Raw genomic sequence first — 14,651 nt, 5'->3', positions numbered from 1 at the left:
TATAGTAGAAGTGCTAGACGTTGCTCAATGCTTCTGCCAGTTCCGTTTTCTTATTTCGACTTAACGGAATAGATCGGCCACTTACTTCAACATTTTTACTGTTGAACTTTTCTACTTTTTCCAAATTCACAATATAGGATTTATGAATTCGTAGAAACTTTTCTTGGGGCAATTGTTTTTCAAAGGATTTCATTGTTGATAAAATTACAATATTGGCCTCATCCGTTACCAATTTAATGTAATCTCCCAATGCTTCTATCCACTTAATATCGTTAAGAACAACTTTTCTCTTTTTGAGGTTGCTCTTCACAAAAATGTGCTCCTCATCCTCATTCACCTTATGCATCTGCTCATACTTGGCTACCGCTCGTCTTACGGAAGCATCAAAACGGGCCATAGTAATGGGTTTGTGCAAATAATCCGTAACATCGTAGTCAAAGGCTTTTAGGGCATAATCCGGTTTTCCGGTAATCAAGATTACTTGAGGACTGTTTTCTAGGGATTCGAGTAGGTCAAATCCATTGATGATAGGCATTTCAACATCAAGAAAAATTAAGTCGATTTCATTATTCTTAATACCGTTTTTTGCCTCTATCGCATTGCTATATTCGGCAACCATTGCAAGATTTGGGTGGTTGTTGACTAGCTTGGCGACTGCCATTCGCTGCATCGACGAATCGTCAACAATAATGCTTCTTAATTTCATAAAGGTTGATTTGTGGGGTTAAATCATCGACAAATTACTGAAAAAACCCGTTCAACTACAATAAAAGTTGTAAACATTGTACGGAATCCTGTGTAATTGGCAATGACCATAGTTTAAGATTTGGTTAAGTTCAATTTTAACGATTGTTAGTCTATAACGAAGATTTTTTCGTTTTCTTGTGAAGTGTGCTAAATATTCTTATTTTTGCGCTCCTAAAAAATATAGATTCATATGAACCATTACGAAACTGTTTTCATTTTAAATCCCGTTCTATCTGATACGCAGATAGAGGAAACAGTTAAGAAATTTGAGGATTTCTTAATTAAGAATGGCGCCAAAATGGTCTCCAAGGAAAACTGGGGGCTCAAAAAACTGGCCTATGCCATACAAAACAAAAAAAGTGGCTTTTACCACTTGTTCGAATTTACCGCCCCGGGCGAAGCTATAGGCCCATACGAGCAAGAATTTAGAAGGGACGAGCGCATAATGCGTTTCCTAACGGTGAGATTGGACAAACATGCCATTGAATGGGCAGAAAAAAGAAGAACAAGGTTAAAAGCTAAAGTGTAAAGAACATGGCAACATTACAACAACAGGCAAAAGGCAAAAAAGACGGGGAAATCCGGTATTTAACCCCTTTGAACATTGAGACCAATACCAAGAAAAAGTATTGTAGGTTCAAAAAATCCGGTATTAAATATATTGATTATAAGGATCCGGATTTCTTGATGAAATTGGTCAACGAACAAGGGAAATTACTTCCTAGAAGGCTTACCGGTACTTCTTTGAAATATCAACGAAAGGTGGCGCAAGCTGTAAAGCGTGCCCGTCATTTGGCATTAATGCCTTACGTGGGAGATTTGTTAAAATAAAAAGAGACCGAAGATGGAAGTTATATTAAAGCAAGACGTAGAACACTTGGGTTTCAAGGACGATTTGGTAAGTGTAAAAAATGGTTACGGTAGAAATTACCTTATTCCCAATGGATTGGCCACTATGGCAACCGCCTCTGCCAAAAAGGTTTTGGAAGAGACCTTAAGGCAACGGGCGCATAAGGAGAAGTCCATCGTAGAGGCTGCCAATAAGACAGCAGAAGCATTAAAAGGGCTGGAACTTAAAATACCTGCTAAAACAGGAGGAGGAGATAAGCTTTTTGGTTCTATTACAACAGTTGACCTAGCTGCGGCTTTTCAAAAAGAAGGTCACGAAATAGATAAAAAGTACATTGCCATTCAGGGAGGTACCGTAAAACGTACGGGACCCTATAATGCACAGGTAAGATTGCACCGTGAAGTAGTTGTAGACTTTCCTTTCGAAGTTATAGCTGAGCAGAAATAATCTTAATAAAAATTAAAACTTTAAAGAGCTGTGCATGCATAGCTCTTTTTTTTTACCTTATTTTTGCGGTACTAACTCAAATTCCAGCGATGATAAGAAACATTTACTTAAGCATTGTGCTGCTTTTAATGGTATATTCCATGACGGCACAAGTAACCACCTCCAATATCAGTGGAACGGTGGTCGATGACCAAAACCAAGCTCTGTTGGGAGCTAATGTTGTAGCTGTCCACACTCCAACGGGCACCAAATATGGGGCCATAACCAATGAGGACGGACTTTTTAAAATGCTGAACCTTCGTGTAGGCGGCCCATATGAAGTAACAGTTTCTTATGTGGGCTTTACAGATCAAGTGCAAAATGATGTTTACCTAACTTTGGGTAAGACCTTTACCATAGATGTAAAGCTGGCTTCGGAGAGCCAGGCTTTGGACGAAGTAATCGTTATCTCTGATCGTGGAAGTACTTTTGGAAGCGACCGAACAGGTGCAGAAACCTCCGTAGGTAGGAGGGAATTGACCAAACTTCCTACTATTTCAAGATCTGCTCAGGACTTCACCAGACTTGAACCATCCTCTACCGGTAATTCTTTTGGTGGAAGAAATGACCAGTTTAATAATTTTTCCCTGGACGGGGCAATTTTCAATAATCCGTTTGGTCTGGATGCACCTACTCCTGGTGGACAAACGGACGCTCAACCCATCTCTTTGGATGCCATTGATCAAATACAGGTTTCCCTGGCTCCTTATGATGTAACACAGTCTGGATTTACAGGGGCTACCATAAATGCGGTAACCAAAAGCGGAACCAATGAATTTCATGGTACGGTATATGGATTTTTCAGAAATGAAAGTTTGACCGGTGGAAAAATTAAGGGTGAGGATGTGGTAAAGCCAGACCTTAAGCAAAATCAATATGGTTTTAGTATCGGTGGACCTATCGTTAAGAACAAACTATTCTTTTTTGCCAATTTTGAAAGAGATGAGCGCGATGATTTAGGCTCCAATGGTTGGATTCCCAACACCGGTTCTGGAGCGATAAACGAGTCGCGGGTACTGGAAACCGATTTGATAGCCGTCCAATCCGCACTTTCCGGATTAGGCTATGATACTGGCAGGTATCAAGGTTTTACATACGGTGCCGAATCTACCAAAGGTATTTTGAAACTTGACTGGAATATCAATGATAAAAATCGATTGGCCATAATCTATAATTTTTTGGATGCCGCCAAGGAAAAGCCTGCGCATCCGACGGCCCTGGGTATACGGGGTCCTAGCTTTCAAACCCTTCAATTTGAAAATTCCGGATACGAAATCAACAATAATATTCAGTCCGTTCAAGTGGAACTGAATTCCACTATTGGTGACAATGCTACCAACAAACTGCAGGTAGGCTATACACATTTTGATGATTTTAGGAATCCATTATCCAGTCCGGCACCTGCCATAACAATACAAGATGGGGCGGGCAGTAATTACATTATTACGGGTCATGAACCTTTTTCCATAAATAATAGATTAGATCAGAAAGTTTTTCAGGTTACGAACAATTTCAACTACTTTTTGGGGAATCATACATTGACCGCCGGTTTCTCTTTTGAGAAATTCCAATTCGATAATTCCTTTAACCTTGGGGCCTATGGCTTTGATGAAGACGGCGATTTTAATCAGGAAGTAGGTGCTTTTGCCGCTTACCCAGATCTAGCCGCCTTTTTAACTGATGCCAATGACGGAACATTGGCCGCTGCCTTGGCCAATGCCCAGGCTATTTTCACAAATAGTAACGCTGCTGGAGTTGGTAATGATGGAGGATGGGCATTGGCTGAAACAAATGTGGGCCAGTTGGCCTTTTATCTTCAGGACGAATGGAATGTTACAACAGACTTCAAGCTTACCTATGGAGTACGCTTTGACAAACCACTGTACTTTGATACTGAAGATAAGATTCGGGAGAACATTGCCCGTAAACCCTTTACGTTTGACCCGTCTATTGTATATTTTAATCCACAGACCGATCAGGAGACCACTTTGGATTCAGAGACCTTACCAAATAATGACTTTCTGATTTCTCCAAGGGTGGGGTTCAATTGGGATGTTAAAGGAAATCAAACTACACAAATTCGTGGGGGAAGTGGAATATTTACAGGTAGATTTCCTTTTGTCTGGTTGGGTAACCAGGTACAAGGATTGGATTTCTTCTTTTACCAAATCGTGGACCCGGATTTCAAATGGCCCCAAGTATGGCGTACCAATATAGGTGGTGATCATCGCTTGGACAATGGTGTCATTTTATCGGCAGACATATCCTACACTAAGGATATCAATGGTGCCCATGTTCAGAACTGGGGTCTACGCAATCCTTCCTTGACCTTAAATGCCCCTGGGGATAATCGCCCGGTTTATGCAGATTCGGATAAAGGAAACAATGCCTACGTCTTTACAAATTCGGATAAGGGAAGAATCTGGAATGCCACTATTAAAGCACAGAAAACATGGAACAATGGTTTGTTTGCCAGCCTGGCCTATAACTATTTGAACGCTAAGGATGTAAACTCCATTGAAGCAGAGATTACCGGGGATGCCTTTGATTTCAACCCCATTTCGGGCAACGCCAACGATGACGTGCTATCATTCTCAAGATATGGGGATACCCATAGATTTATTGGTGTCGGCTCAAAGCAGTTCCGCTATGGGAACGATAAATGGGCCACCACGGTCTCCACCTTTTTTGAATATGCACAAGGTGGTAGGTTCAATTATACTTATGCAGGAAACATCAATAACGATAGTTCATTTCAAAACAACGATTTACTTTATATTCCCACTGCCTCGGAGGTGCAACAGATGCAGTTTTCAGGTCCAGGTCAGGCAGAAGCCTTTGAGGCCTTTATCCAACAGGATGATTACCTGAGCGACAACAGGGGGGAGTATTTTGATAGGTATGGTGCCCTAGCACCATGGAGGAGCAGATGGGACGTTAAGATTCTTCAGGACTATAATTTTAACGTTACGGATGACAAAGTTCATACCGTTCAGTTTAGTATAGATATCCTCAATTTTGGCAACCTGCTTAATTCGGATTGGGGAGTGGTGCAGCAACCCAATAACCTAAACCCATTGTCCGTTTCAGTGGATGCCAATAATGTTCCGACCTATACATTTAACCCCGCCTTGACGGATACTTTTGGTTTTGATTCCAGCCTCTTGTCCAGGTGGCAGGTACAATTCGGATTGCGTTATATCTTTTAAAGCATAAAAAATTACCAGAAAAGGCTATGCTAAGTGCATGGCCTTTTTAATTTTGCCCAATGAAGTACACAAGGCTTACTAAGCAACAATTGGAAGAGCTGCATAAGGAGTTTATTAACTTTCTGGCCACCCAGTCCATTACATCCGATGAATGGAAAACCTTAAAAGAAGAAAAACCTCAAGTAGCCGAAGGGGAGTTGGATGTCTTTAGCGACCTTATTTGGGAAGGTGTTTTGATCAAGGTCGGGTATTTGGAAAATGTCTCGGCACAACATATGCATCTGTTTCATTGTTCCGAGAAAGAGATGAAATTGATTTCCGTAAAGGTTATGAATCCGGAGGCCGATTTAACTACGAAAGCTGGGTTCAACTGGTTTAAGAAGAACTGGCAATCCGATTATGTGGAGTACCTCACAGCTTCCAAAGCCTATTCCGAGGATAAGAACTTGGACAAGTTTAATCTAATTAAACAAGGGGCCGTTATTACGAAAGGTGAACTATATCAATGGTTTGAAAAGGTAATACAAGCTCCCTGACAATCCGAGAGCTTGGTAACAGACCGTAAAGAATTATATTTGTTCGGATTTCAGAATGTGACTTCCAAGTCTATGCCCAGGACATGGTAGTAATAAAAATTTACAATGGCACAAAAACCAAGCATACCCAAAGGCACACGGGATTTCTCCCCTGCCGAGGTCAATAGGCGTAATTACATTTTTGACACTATTAAGAAACACTTTCAGATTTTCGGTTTTCAACCTATTGAAACCCCGTCTTTTGAAAACTCGGAGACCTTAATGGGTAAATATGGGGACGAGGGTGATCGTCTCATTTTTAAGATTTTAAATTCGGGGGATTTTCTAAACAAGGTTGATGATGCTACGTACGGTTCCAAGAATTCCACTTCATTGACCCCAAAAATAACTGAAAAAGCCCTCCGCTATGACTTAACTGTTCCCTTTGCGCGTTATGTGGTGATGCATCAGAACGAAATCGACTTTCCATTTAAACGCTATCAAATTCAACCCGTATGGCGGGCAGACCGCCCCCAAAAAGGAAGGTTCCGTGAGTTTTATCAATGTGATGCTGATGTAGTCGGTGCAAATTCACTTTTACAGGAAGTGGAATTGATACAATTGTACGATGCCGTTTTCACCGATTTAAAACTGGAAGGTGTTCATATTAAATTGAACAATAGAAAGGTTTTGGCCGGCATTGCAGAAATCATAGGGGCAAAACAGCTCTTGATGGATTTCACCGTTGCTCTGGATAAGTTGGATAAAATAGGAGAGGAAGGGGTAAAAAAGGAAATGTTGGAAAAAGGTATTTCCGAAGAATCCATAGCCAAGGCAGCTCCCTTGTTTTCACTTTCTGGAAATAGCGAGGAACAATTAAACATACTCAAGGGCTTGTTGCAAGATTCCGAACAAGGCTTGGAGGGTATTGAGGAATTGGAATCCATAATGAGAACAATCAATGAAATTGGCCTACAATCCGCACAACTTTCACTGGATGTTACCCTAGCTCGCGGACTCAACTACTATACTGGGACTATTTTGGAAGTAGGTTCCCCGGAGGGAGTAAAAATGGGATCCATAGGAGGTGGCGGTAGATATGATGACCTTACGGGAATCTTTGGTTTAAAGAATGTGAGTGGTGTAGGGATTTCCTTTGGGTTGGATCGTATTTACCTGGTATTGGAGGAATTGGATCTTTTTCCCCCTACCTTGGAACAGTCGATACAAGTACTCTGTCTTAACTTTGGAGAGAAGGAAGCACTGGCCTCCCTAAAATTGATCGGCACGCTTCGAAATTCAGGAATCAAAGCCGATTTATATCCGACCAAAGCCAAAATCCAAAAGCAATTTAAATACGCCAATAATCGAAATGTTCCTTATGTTATATTGCTCGGCGAAAAAGAACTAAAGGAAAATACCTTTGTAGTAAAAAATATGAGTAGCGGGGAGCAAGAAACCTTTTCTCTCGAGTCTGGGAAAGATTTCGGAGCTTCTCTATAACCTTTTCTGTATTTCCTGTACCATCTTTTGGTAATACGAAATTTCATGAGGCACGTATTTCCTAATATCCTCGACTCCTCGAGTTTCTTCGGAAAATAGGAGGAGCGGAATCAAATCTAACTGTGCTACTTCGCTATCCTGCTTTTTTAGTTTTTCCAAAGGAAGCTTCAATTCACATAAAAAGGTGTGATGGAATTCACAATCGATCAAATCTTCACGATGTTTGTGGACTGAACTAAAAACACCAATTTTCTCCAAATCTTTTTTGGAAATGGAAAGCCCTATTTCTTCTTCCACTTCACGGATTGCCGAAACCTCAATATCTTCCCCTGCGCCAATATGACCCGCTACGGAAACATCCCAGAGTAGGGGGTGGGTATCCTTGTCCTTTCCGCGTTGTTGTATTAAGACCTTTCCATCTTCGGTGTACAACCAAACATGAATGGTAGGATGAAACCATCCCTTGGCATGTGCCATGGACTTCATCGCCGTCTTTCCCGTTAGGTTACCCATGTCATCCAGAATGTCAACAAGCTCGTCCATGTTGTGCTACAAAATAGGGTTATTTAATGTAAGGGTCAGATCTACTTACTCAAAGTAGCTAAATGTCTCTCCGCTTTCAATATTTAAAACGGTTTCATAAATCAATCGGATTACATTCTCAACATCATTGCGGTGAACGGTTTCTACAGTAGTATGCATATACCTAAGAGGCAGGGAAATCAAAGCCGAGGCTACCCCACCGTTACTATAGGCAAAGGCATCGGTATCCGTCCCCGTGAATCTCGAAGCTGCCAAGCGCTGAAAGGGGATTTTGTTCTTTTCCGCTGTTTCAATAATACGCTCCCGAAGCTTGTTCTGTACGGCGGGTGCATAGGAAATTACCGGCCCGGCCCCAATTTCGGTATGGCCTTGTTTCTTTTTATCGATCATCGGGGTGGTAGTGTCATGACAAACATCCGTAATAATGGCCACATTGGGCTGTATAGTCTCGGTAATCATTTCGGCTCCACGAAGTCCTATTTCCTCCTGAACGGAGTTCGTGATATAGAGCCCAAAAGGCAACTTTTTTTTGTTATCATGAAGCAAACGCGCTACTTCGGCTATCATAAATCCACCGGCCCTATTGTCAATGGCGCGACAAACGAATTTATCCTTGTTCAGGATATGGAACTCATCCGGGTAGGTGATCACACAGCCCACATGAACTCCCATTTTTTCTACTTCTTCCTTGTCCTTGGCGCCTATGTCTATAAAAATATTATCCAGTTTTGGGGGTTGTTCCTTGCTTCTGTCCCGAGTATGGATGGCTGGCCATCCAAAAATACCTTTTACCATACCGTTTTTAGTATGGATGTTTACCCATTTGGAAGGAGCTATCTGGTGGTCGCTTCCCCCATTTCGGATAACGTACAAAAGACCATCATCCGTAATGTAGTTTACATACCATGAAATCTCATCGGAATGCCCTTCAATGACCACTTTGTATTCAGCATCGGGATTGATGACTCCAACAGCCGACCCATAGGTATCCGTGATGAAAGTATCCACGTAGGGTTTTAAATAGTCCATCCATAGTTTTTGCCCTTCCCATTCATATCCCGTTGGAGAGGCGTTGTTTAGATATTTTTCAAAAAAATCGAGGGACTTTTTGGTCAATATTTTTTTTTCGCTCATGTAGTCTTTGTTTGAATACAAACTTAGCAATATTCACTTTTAATTAATAATACGGGCGATTATTTATCGTTAATTTTGGCGAGGGTATTACCGAACTGAGTTTATGAGAGAAAGAATTGTATGGGTCCTATTTTCTGCGGTTTTTATTTCTGCAAACGCACAAATAAAGGACAAGGCCTTGGATTCGGTTGCTGAAAAGTTCATTATTGTAGAAGGGGATTCCCTTTTACAGAGCTCCATAGCCTTGGATGAGGTCTATGTATTCAGTAAGCTCGAATTCGGTTCCTATAGAGAAAAATTGCGCTACTATATATTGAGGCGTAAAACGCTGAAAGTTTACCCTTATGCTAAATTGGCGGCGGAACGTTTGGTGGAGCTGAATGATAGTCTTTCAAAAATCAAAAAAAAGAGGAAACGAAAAAAATACACAAAAAAAGTCCAAAAGTATATTGAAGGGGAGTTTTCCGAAGAACTCAAAAAGCTCACACGGACCGAGGGGCAAATACTAGTAAAACTAATCTATCGCCAAACCGGAAAGACAGCTTTTAACCTGGTGAAGCAATTGCGCAGTGGTTGGCGCGCTTTTTGGTATCAAACCACGGCTAAATTATTTAAGATCAGTATTAAGGAGGAATTCCACCCAGATTTGGTACACGAAGATTATTTGATCGAGGATATTTTACAACGTGCCTTTGCGTCGTACCGATTGGAGCGGCAAGAATCGGTTTTGGATTATGACTACGCAGCGTTGAATAACAAGTGGAACAAAGCAACGGATAAGCAAAAGAAAAATTAATTTTTTGGGCTCTTCAACTCCGGACTTGCTAATTATCCCGAATTTTTTTGCCAAACAAGGCGTCCATAAATAATTTGATGCTATAGAATCCTAGCGAAATGGCCACTGCGGCAAGGATCAGACCTAAAATTAGTACAGGCCAGAACCAGGGGTGCTCCTGATTTTTAAAGGCCTGAAAAAGTGCCACGGGAGCGGTGAACATCAGGATAATGGTATAGAAAAGAAACTTTACTCCTTTAATTAACAAATTTTTGTTGGTTCCCATGGTGGACAATAAAATCAATAGTCAAATGTAAGGAATATGGCCTATATTTAGATGTACAAGGCACTATTATGAACATACTTATTATTCCGGATAAATTTAAAGGTTCCCTTGGGACCAAGGAGGTGATCGCAGCGATTTCAAATGGCATAAAAAAAATAATTCCGGATGCAAATTTGTATCCCGTACTAGCTTCAGATGGTGGAGATGGCTTTTTAAATGCTGTAGCCGAAAACTTGGATTGCGAGGTGGTTACCGTGGATACAGTTGACCCACTGGGCAGAAGAATAAAGGCAGACTATCTTTTAAACCATGTAAATCGGGTTGCCTATATTGAATTGGCCAAATCCTCCGGCTTGGAACTCTTACAGGTTCACGAACTCAGTGCCATGAAAACCTCTACTTATGGCACCGGACTTCAAATAAGGGACGCCATTTTAAAAGGCGCTACTTCCATTTACGTGGGTCTGGGCGGTAGTGCCACCAATGACGGGGGTACTGGAATAGCCCGGTCGTTGGGTTATCGGTTTTTGGATGATTCAAGCAACGATTTAGAACCCAATGGGGAAAACCTATTAAAAATAAGGACCATTAAAAATGAGGAAGCAGTTCTAAGCCCAAATGGTATTTCCTTTTATGCAGTAAACGATGTGGACAACCCGCTGTATGGAGCAAAAGGAGCCGCGCATATTTATGCACGACAAAAAGGAGCCAATGATTCGGAAATCAATACGTTGGATGAGGGACTACGCAATTTGGATGCCGTAGTTCAGGGTAATTTAGGCAAGAATGTGGCACGGAACCCAGGAGCAGGAGCTGCTGGTGGAACGGCCTATGGGCTACAAGCTTTTCTAAATGCCGAATTTATCTCCGGAATTGACTTTGTGTTAGATCTGGCCCAAGTAAAAGAACTGCTACAAGAAGAAAAAATGGACTACGTCATTACAGGTGAAGGAAAATTCGATAATCAAACGTTACACGGAAAGTTAATTAAGGGAGTTGTGGATTTAGGAAAAAACCATGAGGTTCCAGTGATAGTGGTCTGCGGACAAACAGAGGTAGCTGCCGAAAAACTTACCTCACTACATATAACAGAAATTTTAGAAATCAGGGATGCCTCCAAGCCTTTAGAATACAATATGGAAAATGCTGCAGCATTAACGGAAAAAGCCATCTCTACTTTTTTTAAAAATTTGACCGGGGTTTAAGAAAATTGGAATTAAAAATAGAAAAAACCTTGATGTCTACTCAATGATTATTGATGAGCTGTAAGTTTGGCTTACGGCAAAATAGCCTAGAGGAAATCCCTCTCTGACATTCTCCGGATCTATACCTTCCAATTCTTCCAAGGAATTGATATTCTCAAAATCAATAGCATCAATATCAACGCCAGTAACATTAATAATGTTACCACGAACTGTAGCCGTTGGCGTCTGAAAAGGACCTTGGTCCCCACCACTTTGCACAATGAGTTGGTTCATATAATTGTAAAACCCGATATCTACCCCCATTAGACTTATTTGTAATTCTTGTCCTTCATCCAGACCATCATCATAAAAATAGGAGAACTCGAATCGCTGGCCCGGATAAAAAAGGTCCTCCGTAACCAGGTATTCGTTAAAATCCAGATCGAACAAATAATAATCCTCCCTATCCGGTGCATCTATAAAAGAGATTATTATTTCGGTTTCGTCCCCACTAAAAAGAGTTTGATCACCTTGGGAAACTTGTTCAATGGGAACGGCCGGAATGTAATTCGTAAGTGCTGCATAGCTTTGACCCTCATGGGTTATGGAGAGTAGCAATCGCCCTGAAGTAAAAAATGAAGTACTCTCCTGCGCTTCGTATACTCCTGGACCTGTTTGGGAAAGTGTAACAAAACTTGGAATACCTGGGCCGCTAGGTTGATCAAGATTTACAATAGTAATGTCCTGCAGATCCGCAGGTGGAACATCATCAAAGAAAGAACTGGTAAGTCCGGCATTAACGCGGATTTGAGTAATCGGATCATTTTCGTCTATTCGCATAAAAGCATCCACAAAAAGACGCGAATCAACTTCTGGAAGATCTACTTCTACGACGTCCTCACACCCGACCAAAATTAGGATTACCAACCAAAGAAACCCAATTTTTTTCATAGTCTTAAAATTTAAAATTATAGGTAACCGCGGGTACCACACCAAATATGGAGGTACGTATGGCTTCATTAACGCCTGTATCCACATTTCTTTGGAAATTTATAGATGCGGCGTTTCTTCTATTGTACACATTGTAAATACTAAAGACCCATTCGCCCTTTACCCTTCTGTTCTTGTTTTTACGAGGGGTAAGCGTAGCCGAAAGGTCCAATCGATTATAGGCGGGCAAACGTTCTGCATTCCGAGGGCCATAAAAAGGGACGGTGAGCCCTTGAAATTCAAACTGGCCTATGGGATAGTTGGTAGGTTGACCTGTTTGATAGACAAAATTAGTATTGAAACTCCACTTTTCATTCAATTTATAACTTCCAAAAAAGGATATATCATGTGTCTTATCAAAGGGAGTTCTGTACCAATCCCCATTGTTGATGCCTGTTTCTTCTGGTGTTCGTCCTGGGGTACGCTGTTCCGATTTGGAAAGGGTATAAGCCAGCCAGCCCTGAAAGTTGCCTTCATTTTTTCGCAACAGAAACTCAAGACCATACGCGCGGGCCGTACCGTTCAGGATTACTTGTTCTATGGCATCGTTGGCAATAAGGTTGGCACCATCAATATAGTCTATACGATTCTGTATGTCCTTGTAAAAAGCTTCTACCTCCAGTGCATATTCCCCTTCGTTTATATTTCTAAAAAAGCCTAGGGCATATTGATCCAACAATTGTGGTTTTACAAATGGTCCACTCGGGGTCCAGACATCCAATGGGGTAGGGGAGCTAGTATTGGAGAGCAGATGTAGATATTGTGCCAAACGTGTATAGCTGGCCTTTATAGAGCTGTTTGGGTTTAAGGTATAGGCCAGCGAAAAACGAGGTTCAAAATTATTAAAAGTAGCTAAACTACTGCTTCTACCGGGATTAGTGACATCTATCGGAATAGCTTCTTGATAGATTAAGGATAGAGGATTGAAAAACACGGGATTATCATCCTCATAAACTAATAGTTCATCCTGTCCCAGGCGAATAAAATTGCTAAACCTGAATCCATAACCAAGGCTAAGGTTTTCGGTTACCTGGTGTTCAAAATCTACGTAGGCCGCAAATTCATTAGCGTACTTCTCTGTTAATTGATCTTCTACAATTCCTGAATTCGTGTTACTTGGTTCTATTTTCCCAGGATTAAATCGATAGTAGATATTATTCACTCCATAATTGATCTGCAATTTATCGCTGATATAATGTTTAAGGTCATATTTGATATTGAAATTCTGAATACCCGAATTCCAATTAAAGCCCACAAAATCAAGCTTTAAACCATAATAGTAATCGGAATAGATAAGCGATAGGTTGGAGAAGAGTTTGTCCGAAAATAGATGGTTCCACCTTAAATTACCCACTGAATTACCATAGGTATTTACAAAATTGTCACTGATTCCAAAAACATCCCGGCCAAAATATCCAGATAGGTACAAGTTGTTCCTATCGTTTAGCTTAAAATTGATTTTGGTGTTCAGGTCAAAGAAATAGGCCGTATTGTCAATATCAAATAACGGCAGGAAAAGATGTGCATAAGAGGCTCGACCCCCTATTAGAAATGCAGCCTTGTCCTTTATTATTGGAGCCTCTACAAGCAGGCGACTGGCCACAGCCCCTATGCCCCCGTTTATTTTGAGTTCCTTACTATTACCCTCTTTTTGAAAAATGTCCAGTACCGAAGACACCCTACCACCATATCTGGCGGGGATTCCTCCTTTATACAGCTTAATATCCTTGATGGCATCCGGATTAAATACCGAGAAAAAACCAAAAAGATGGGAAGAGTTAAATATAATCGCTTCGTCCAATAATATTAGATTCTGATCTACCGCTCCGCCCCGGACATTAAAACCGGATGCCCCTTCACCAGCATTGGTTACCCCAGGCAGCAGAAGAATGGATTTAATTACATCGGCCTCCCCAAGGATTACAGGGATTTTTTTAATGGTTCCAACAGATAAGGTGTTTACACTCATCTGTGGTTTTTTTATATCCAGTTTTTCGGCATTTTCCGTAACAACAACCTCTTCCAGTTGCTCCATTTCCTCCACCATTTGGAAATTGAATTTTTGGTTTTCGGATAATGAAATTTTCGTAACGATATCCTGAAAGCCCAAATAACTCACCAAGACGTCGTATTCACCTTCGGGAAGAGTAATGGAAAAGAAGCCGTATTCATTGGTGGTAACGCCTGTTCCCAGTTCAGGAACCACTATGGTTACCCCGATAAGAGTCTCATTACTGGACGCTTCCGAGATGGTACCGCTTAAGGTGAATTTTTGTTGTGCATAGGTAAAAAAGGAAAAACAGAAAAGAACAAACAAAAGCGTTCTCGAAAGTCGATTCATTCAGGCAATTTTTTTTAAATGTAAAGAGAAAAAAACCGACCGGGAAAATGTTAACATTTCTTTAGACGAAAAATCTACCAGCATTGTT

14 protein-coding genes are annotated in these 14,651 nt (G+C 41.0%); 8 read left to right on the top strand and 6 right to left on the bottom strand.

Annotation, left to right across the window (positions count from 1 at the left end; translation table 11 throughout):
• Positions 1–13: 13 nt before the first annotated feature.
• Positions 14–706, bottom strand: coding sequence for a LytR/AlgR family response regulator transcription factor (locus ACP2AF_RS17530; RefSeq protein WP_425237440.1), 693 nt, complete (start codon positions 704–706; stop codon positions 14–16).
• A 231-nt stretch (positions 707–937) separates the two neighbouring features.
• On the opposite strand from ACP2AF_RS17530, the gene rpsF reads away from it, so the two are divergent.
• The 6 genes from rpsF to hisS all read left to right on the top strand — a co-directional run bounded on the left by rpsF (position 938) and on the right by hisS (position 7,310).
• Positions 938–1,276 (top strand): 30S ribosomal protein S6, encoded by a 339-nt coding sequence (gene rpsF / locus ACP2AF_RS17525; protein ID WP_425237439.1) that lies wholly within the window; start codon positions 938–940, stop codon positions 1,274–1,276.
• A 5-nt stretch (positions 1,277–1,281) separates the two neighbouring features.
• On the top strand, positions 1,282–1,578 hold the full coding sequence (gene rpsR / locus ACP2AF_RS17520) for a 30S ribosomal protein S18 (RefSeq protein ID WP_100868856.1): 297 nt from the start codon (positions 1,282–1,284) through the stop codon (positions 1,576–1,578).
• A gap of 13 nt (positions 1,579–1,591) precedes the next feature.
• On the top strand, positions 1,592–2,044 hold the full coding sequence (gene rplI / locus ACP2AF_RS17515; RefSeq protein ID WP_425237438.1) for a 50S ribosomal protein L9: 453 nt from the start codon (positions 1,592–1,594) through the stop codon (positions 2,042–2,044).
• An 89-nt stretch (positions 2,045–2,133) separates the two neighbouring features.
• A complete protein-coding gene (locus ACP2AF_RS17510) occupies positions 2,134–5,292 on the top strand; it encodes a TonB-dependent receptor (protein WP_425237437.1) in 3,159 nt (1,052 codons plus the stop codon).
• A gap of 59 nt (positions 5,293–5,351) precedes the next feature.
• The gene (locus ACP2AF_RS17505) at positions 5,352–5,828 is read left to right on the top strand and encodes a DUF6495 family protein (protein WP_425237436.1); all 477 of its coding nucleotides are present in this window, start codon (positions 5,352–5,354) and stop codon (positions 5,826–5,828) included.
• A 105-nt stretch (positions 5,829–5,933) separates the two neighbouring features.
• The gene (gene hisS / locus ACP2AF_RS17500; protein ID WP_425237435.1) at positions 5,934–7,310 is read left to right on the top strand and encodes a histidine--tRNA ligase; all 1,377 of its coding nucleotides are present in this window, start codon (positions 5,934–5,936) and stop codon (positions 7,308–7,310) included.
• Here the strand turns inward: hisS and ACP2AF_RS17495 are convergent.
• Both ACP2AF_RS17495 and ACP2AF_RS17490 read right to left on the bottom strand, forming a co-directional pair.
• Positions 7,305–7,853, bottom strand: coding sequence for an NUDIX hydrolase (locus tag ACP2AF_RS17495; RefSeq protein WP_425237434.1), 549 nt, complete (start codon positions 7,851–7,853; stop codon positions 7,305–7,307). The two genes, hisS and ACP2AF_RS17495, sit on opposite strands and share 6 nt — an antisense overlap.
• A 45-nt stretch (positions 7,854–7,898) precedes the next feature.
• The gene (locus ACP2AF_RS17490; RefSeq protein WP_425237433.1) at positions 7,899–8,987 is read right to left on the bottom strand and encodes a M42 family metallopeptidase; all 1,089 of its coding nucleotides are present in this window, start codon (positions 8,985–8,987) and stop codon (positions 7,899–7,901) included.
• 103 nt (positions 8,988–9,090) lie between these two features.
• Here ACP2AF_RS17490 and ACP2AF_RS17485 point away from each other — a divergent pair, with 103 nt between their 5' ends.
• Complete coding sequence (locus ACP2AF_RS17485; RefSeq protein ID WP_425237432.1) at positions 9,091–9,783, top strand: DUF4294 domain-containing protein; 693 nt, start codon at positions 9,091–9,093, stop codon at positions 9,781–9,783.
• Positions 9,784–9,811: 28 nt separating this feature from the next.
• Here ACP2AF_RS17485 and ACP2AF_RS17480 read toward each other — a convergent pair whose 3' ends face one another.
• Positions 9,812–10,048: a DUF6095 family protein gene (locus ACP2AF_RS17480; protein ID WP_425237431.1), complete on the bottom strand. Its 237-nt coding sequence runs from the start codon at positions 10,046–10,048 to the stop codon at positions 9,812–9,814.
• Positions 10,049–10,116: 68 nt separating this feature from the next.
• Here ACP2AF_RS17480 and ACP2AF_RS17475 point away from each other — a divergent pair, with 68 nt between their 5' ends.
• Positions 10,117–11,253, top strand: coding sequence for a glycerate kinase (locus ACP2AF_RS17475; protein WP_425237430.1), 1,137 nt, complete (start codon positions 10,117–10,119; stop codon positions 11,251–11,253).
• Positions 11,254–11,289: 36 nt separating this feature from the next.
• On the opposite strand, the gene ACP2AF_RS17470 is transcribed toward ACP2AF_RS17475, so the two are convergent.
• Complete coding sequence (locus ACP2AF_RS17470; protein ID WP_425237429.1) at positions 11,290–12,183, bottom strand: DUF4249 family protein; 894 nt, start codon at positions 12,181–12,183, stop codon at positions 11,290–11,292.
• A 4-nt stretch (positions 12,184–12,187) separates the two neighbouring features.
• Positions 12,188–14,563, bottom strand: a complete 2,376-nt coding sequence (locus tag ACP2AF_RS17465) for a TonB-dependent receptor (RefSeq protein WP_425237428.1) — start codon at positions 14,561–14,563, stop codon at positions 12,188–12,190.
• Between the last annotated feature and the right edge of the window lie 88 nt (positions 14,564–14,651).

It is taken from the genome of Ulvibacterium sp., from assembly GCF_965248315.1.
Taxonomy (GTDB): Bacteria; Bacteroidota; Bacteroidia; order Flavobacteriales; family Flavobacteriaceae; genus Ulvibacterium.
Note: the sequence above shows the minus strand (reverse complement) of the source record. Positions and strands in the feature narration are given on the sequence as shown.

Bases quoted from the DNA above. Each gene is read 5' to 3' on its own strand.
- ACP2AF_RS17530 (WP_425237440.1), bottom strand. From the start codon at position 706: ATGAAATTAAGAAGCATTATTGTTGACGATTCGTCGATGCAGCGAATG.
- rpsF (WP_425237439.1), top strand. From the start codon at position 938: ATGAACCATTACGAAACTGTTTTCATTTTAAATCCCGTTCTATCTGAT.
- rpsR (WP_100868856.1), top strand. From the start codon at position 1,282: ATGGCAACATTACAACAACAGGCAAAAGGCAAAAAAGACGGGGAAATC.
- rplI (WP_425237438.1), top strand. From the start codon at position 1,592: ATGGAAGTTATATTAAAGCAAGACGTAGAACACTTGGGTTTCAAGGAC.
- ACP2AF_RS17510 (WP_425237437.1), top strand. From the start codon at position 2,134: ATGATAAGAAACATTTACTTAAGCATTGTGCTGCTTTTAATGGTATAT.
- ACP2AF_RS17505 (WP_425237436.1), top strand. From the start codon at position 5,352: ATGAAGTACACAAGGCTTACTAAGCAACAATTGGAAGAGCTGCATAAG.
- hisS (WP_425237435.1), top strand. From the start codon at position 5,934: ATGGCACAAAAACCAAGCATACCCAAAGGCACACGGGATTTCTCCCCT.
- ACP2AF_RS17495 (WP_425237434.1), bottom strand. From the start codon at position 7,853: ATGGACGAGCTTGTTGACATTCTGGATGACATGGGTAACCTAACGGGA.
- ACP2AF_RS17490 (WP_425237433.1), bottom strand. From the start codon at position 8,987: ATGAGCGAAAAAAAAATATTGACCAAAAAGTCCCTCGATTTTTTTGAA.
- ACP2AF_RS17485 (WP_425237432.1), top strand. From the start codon at position 9,091: ATGAGAGAAAGAATTGTATGGGTCCTATTTTCTGCGGTTTTTATTTCT.
- ACP2AF_RS17480 (WP_425237431.1), bottom strand. From the start codon at position 10,048: ATGGGAACCAACAAAAATTTGTTAATTAAAGGAGTAAAGTTTCTTTTC.
- ACP2AF_RS17475 (WP_425237430.1), top strand. From the start codon at position 10,117: ATGAACATACTTATTATTCCGGATAAATTTAAAGGTTCCCTTGGGACC.
- ACP2AF_RS17470 (WP_425237429.1), bottom strand. From the start codon at position 12,183: ATGAAAAAAATTGGGTTTCTTTGGTTGGTAATCCTAATTTTGGTCGGG.
- ACP2AF_RS17465 (WP_425237428.1), bottom strand. From the start codon at position 14,563: ATGAATCGACTTTCGAGAACGCTTTTGTTTGTTCTTTTCTGTTTTTCC.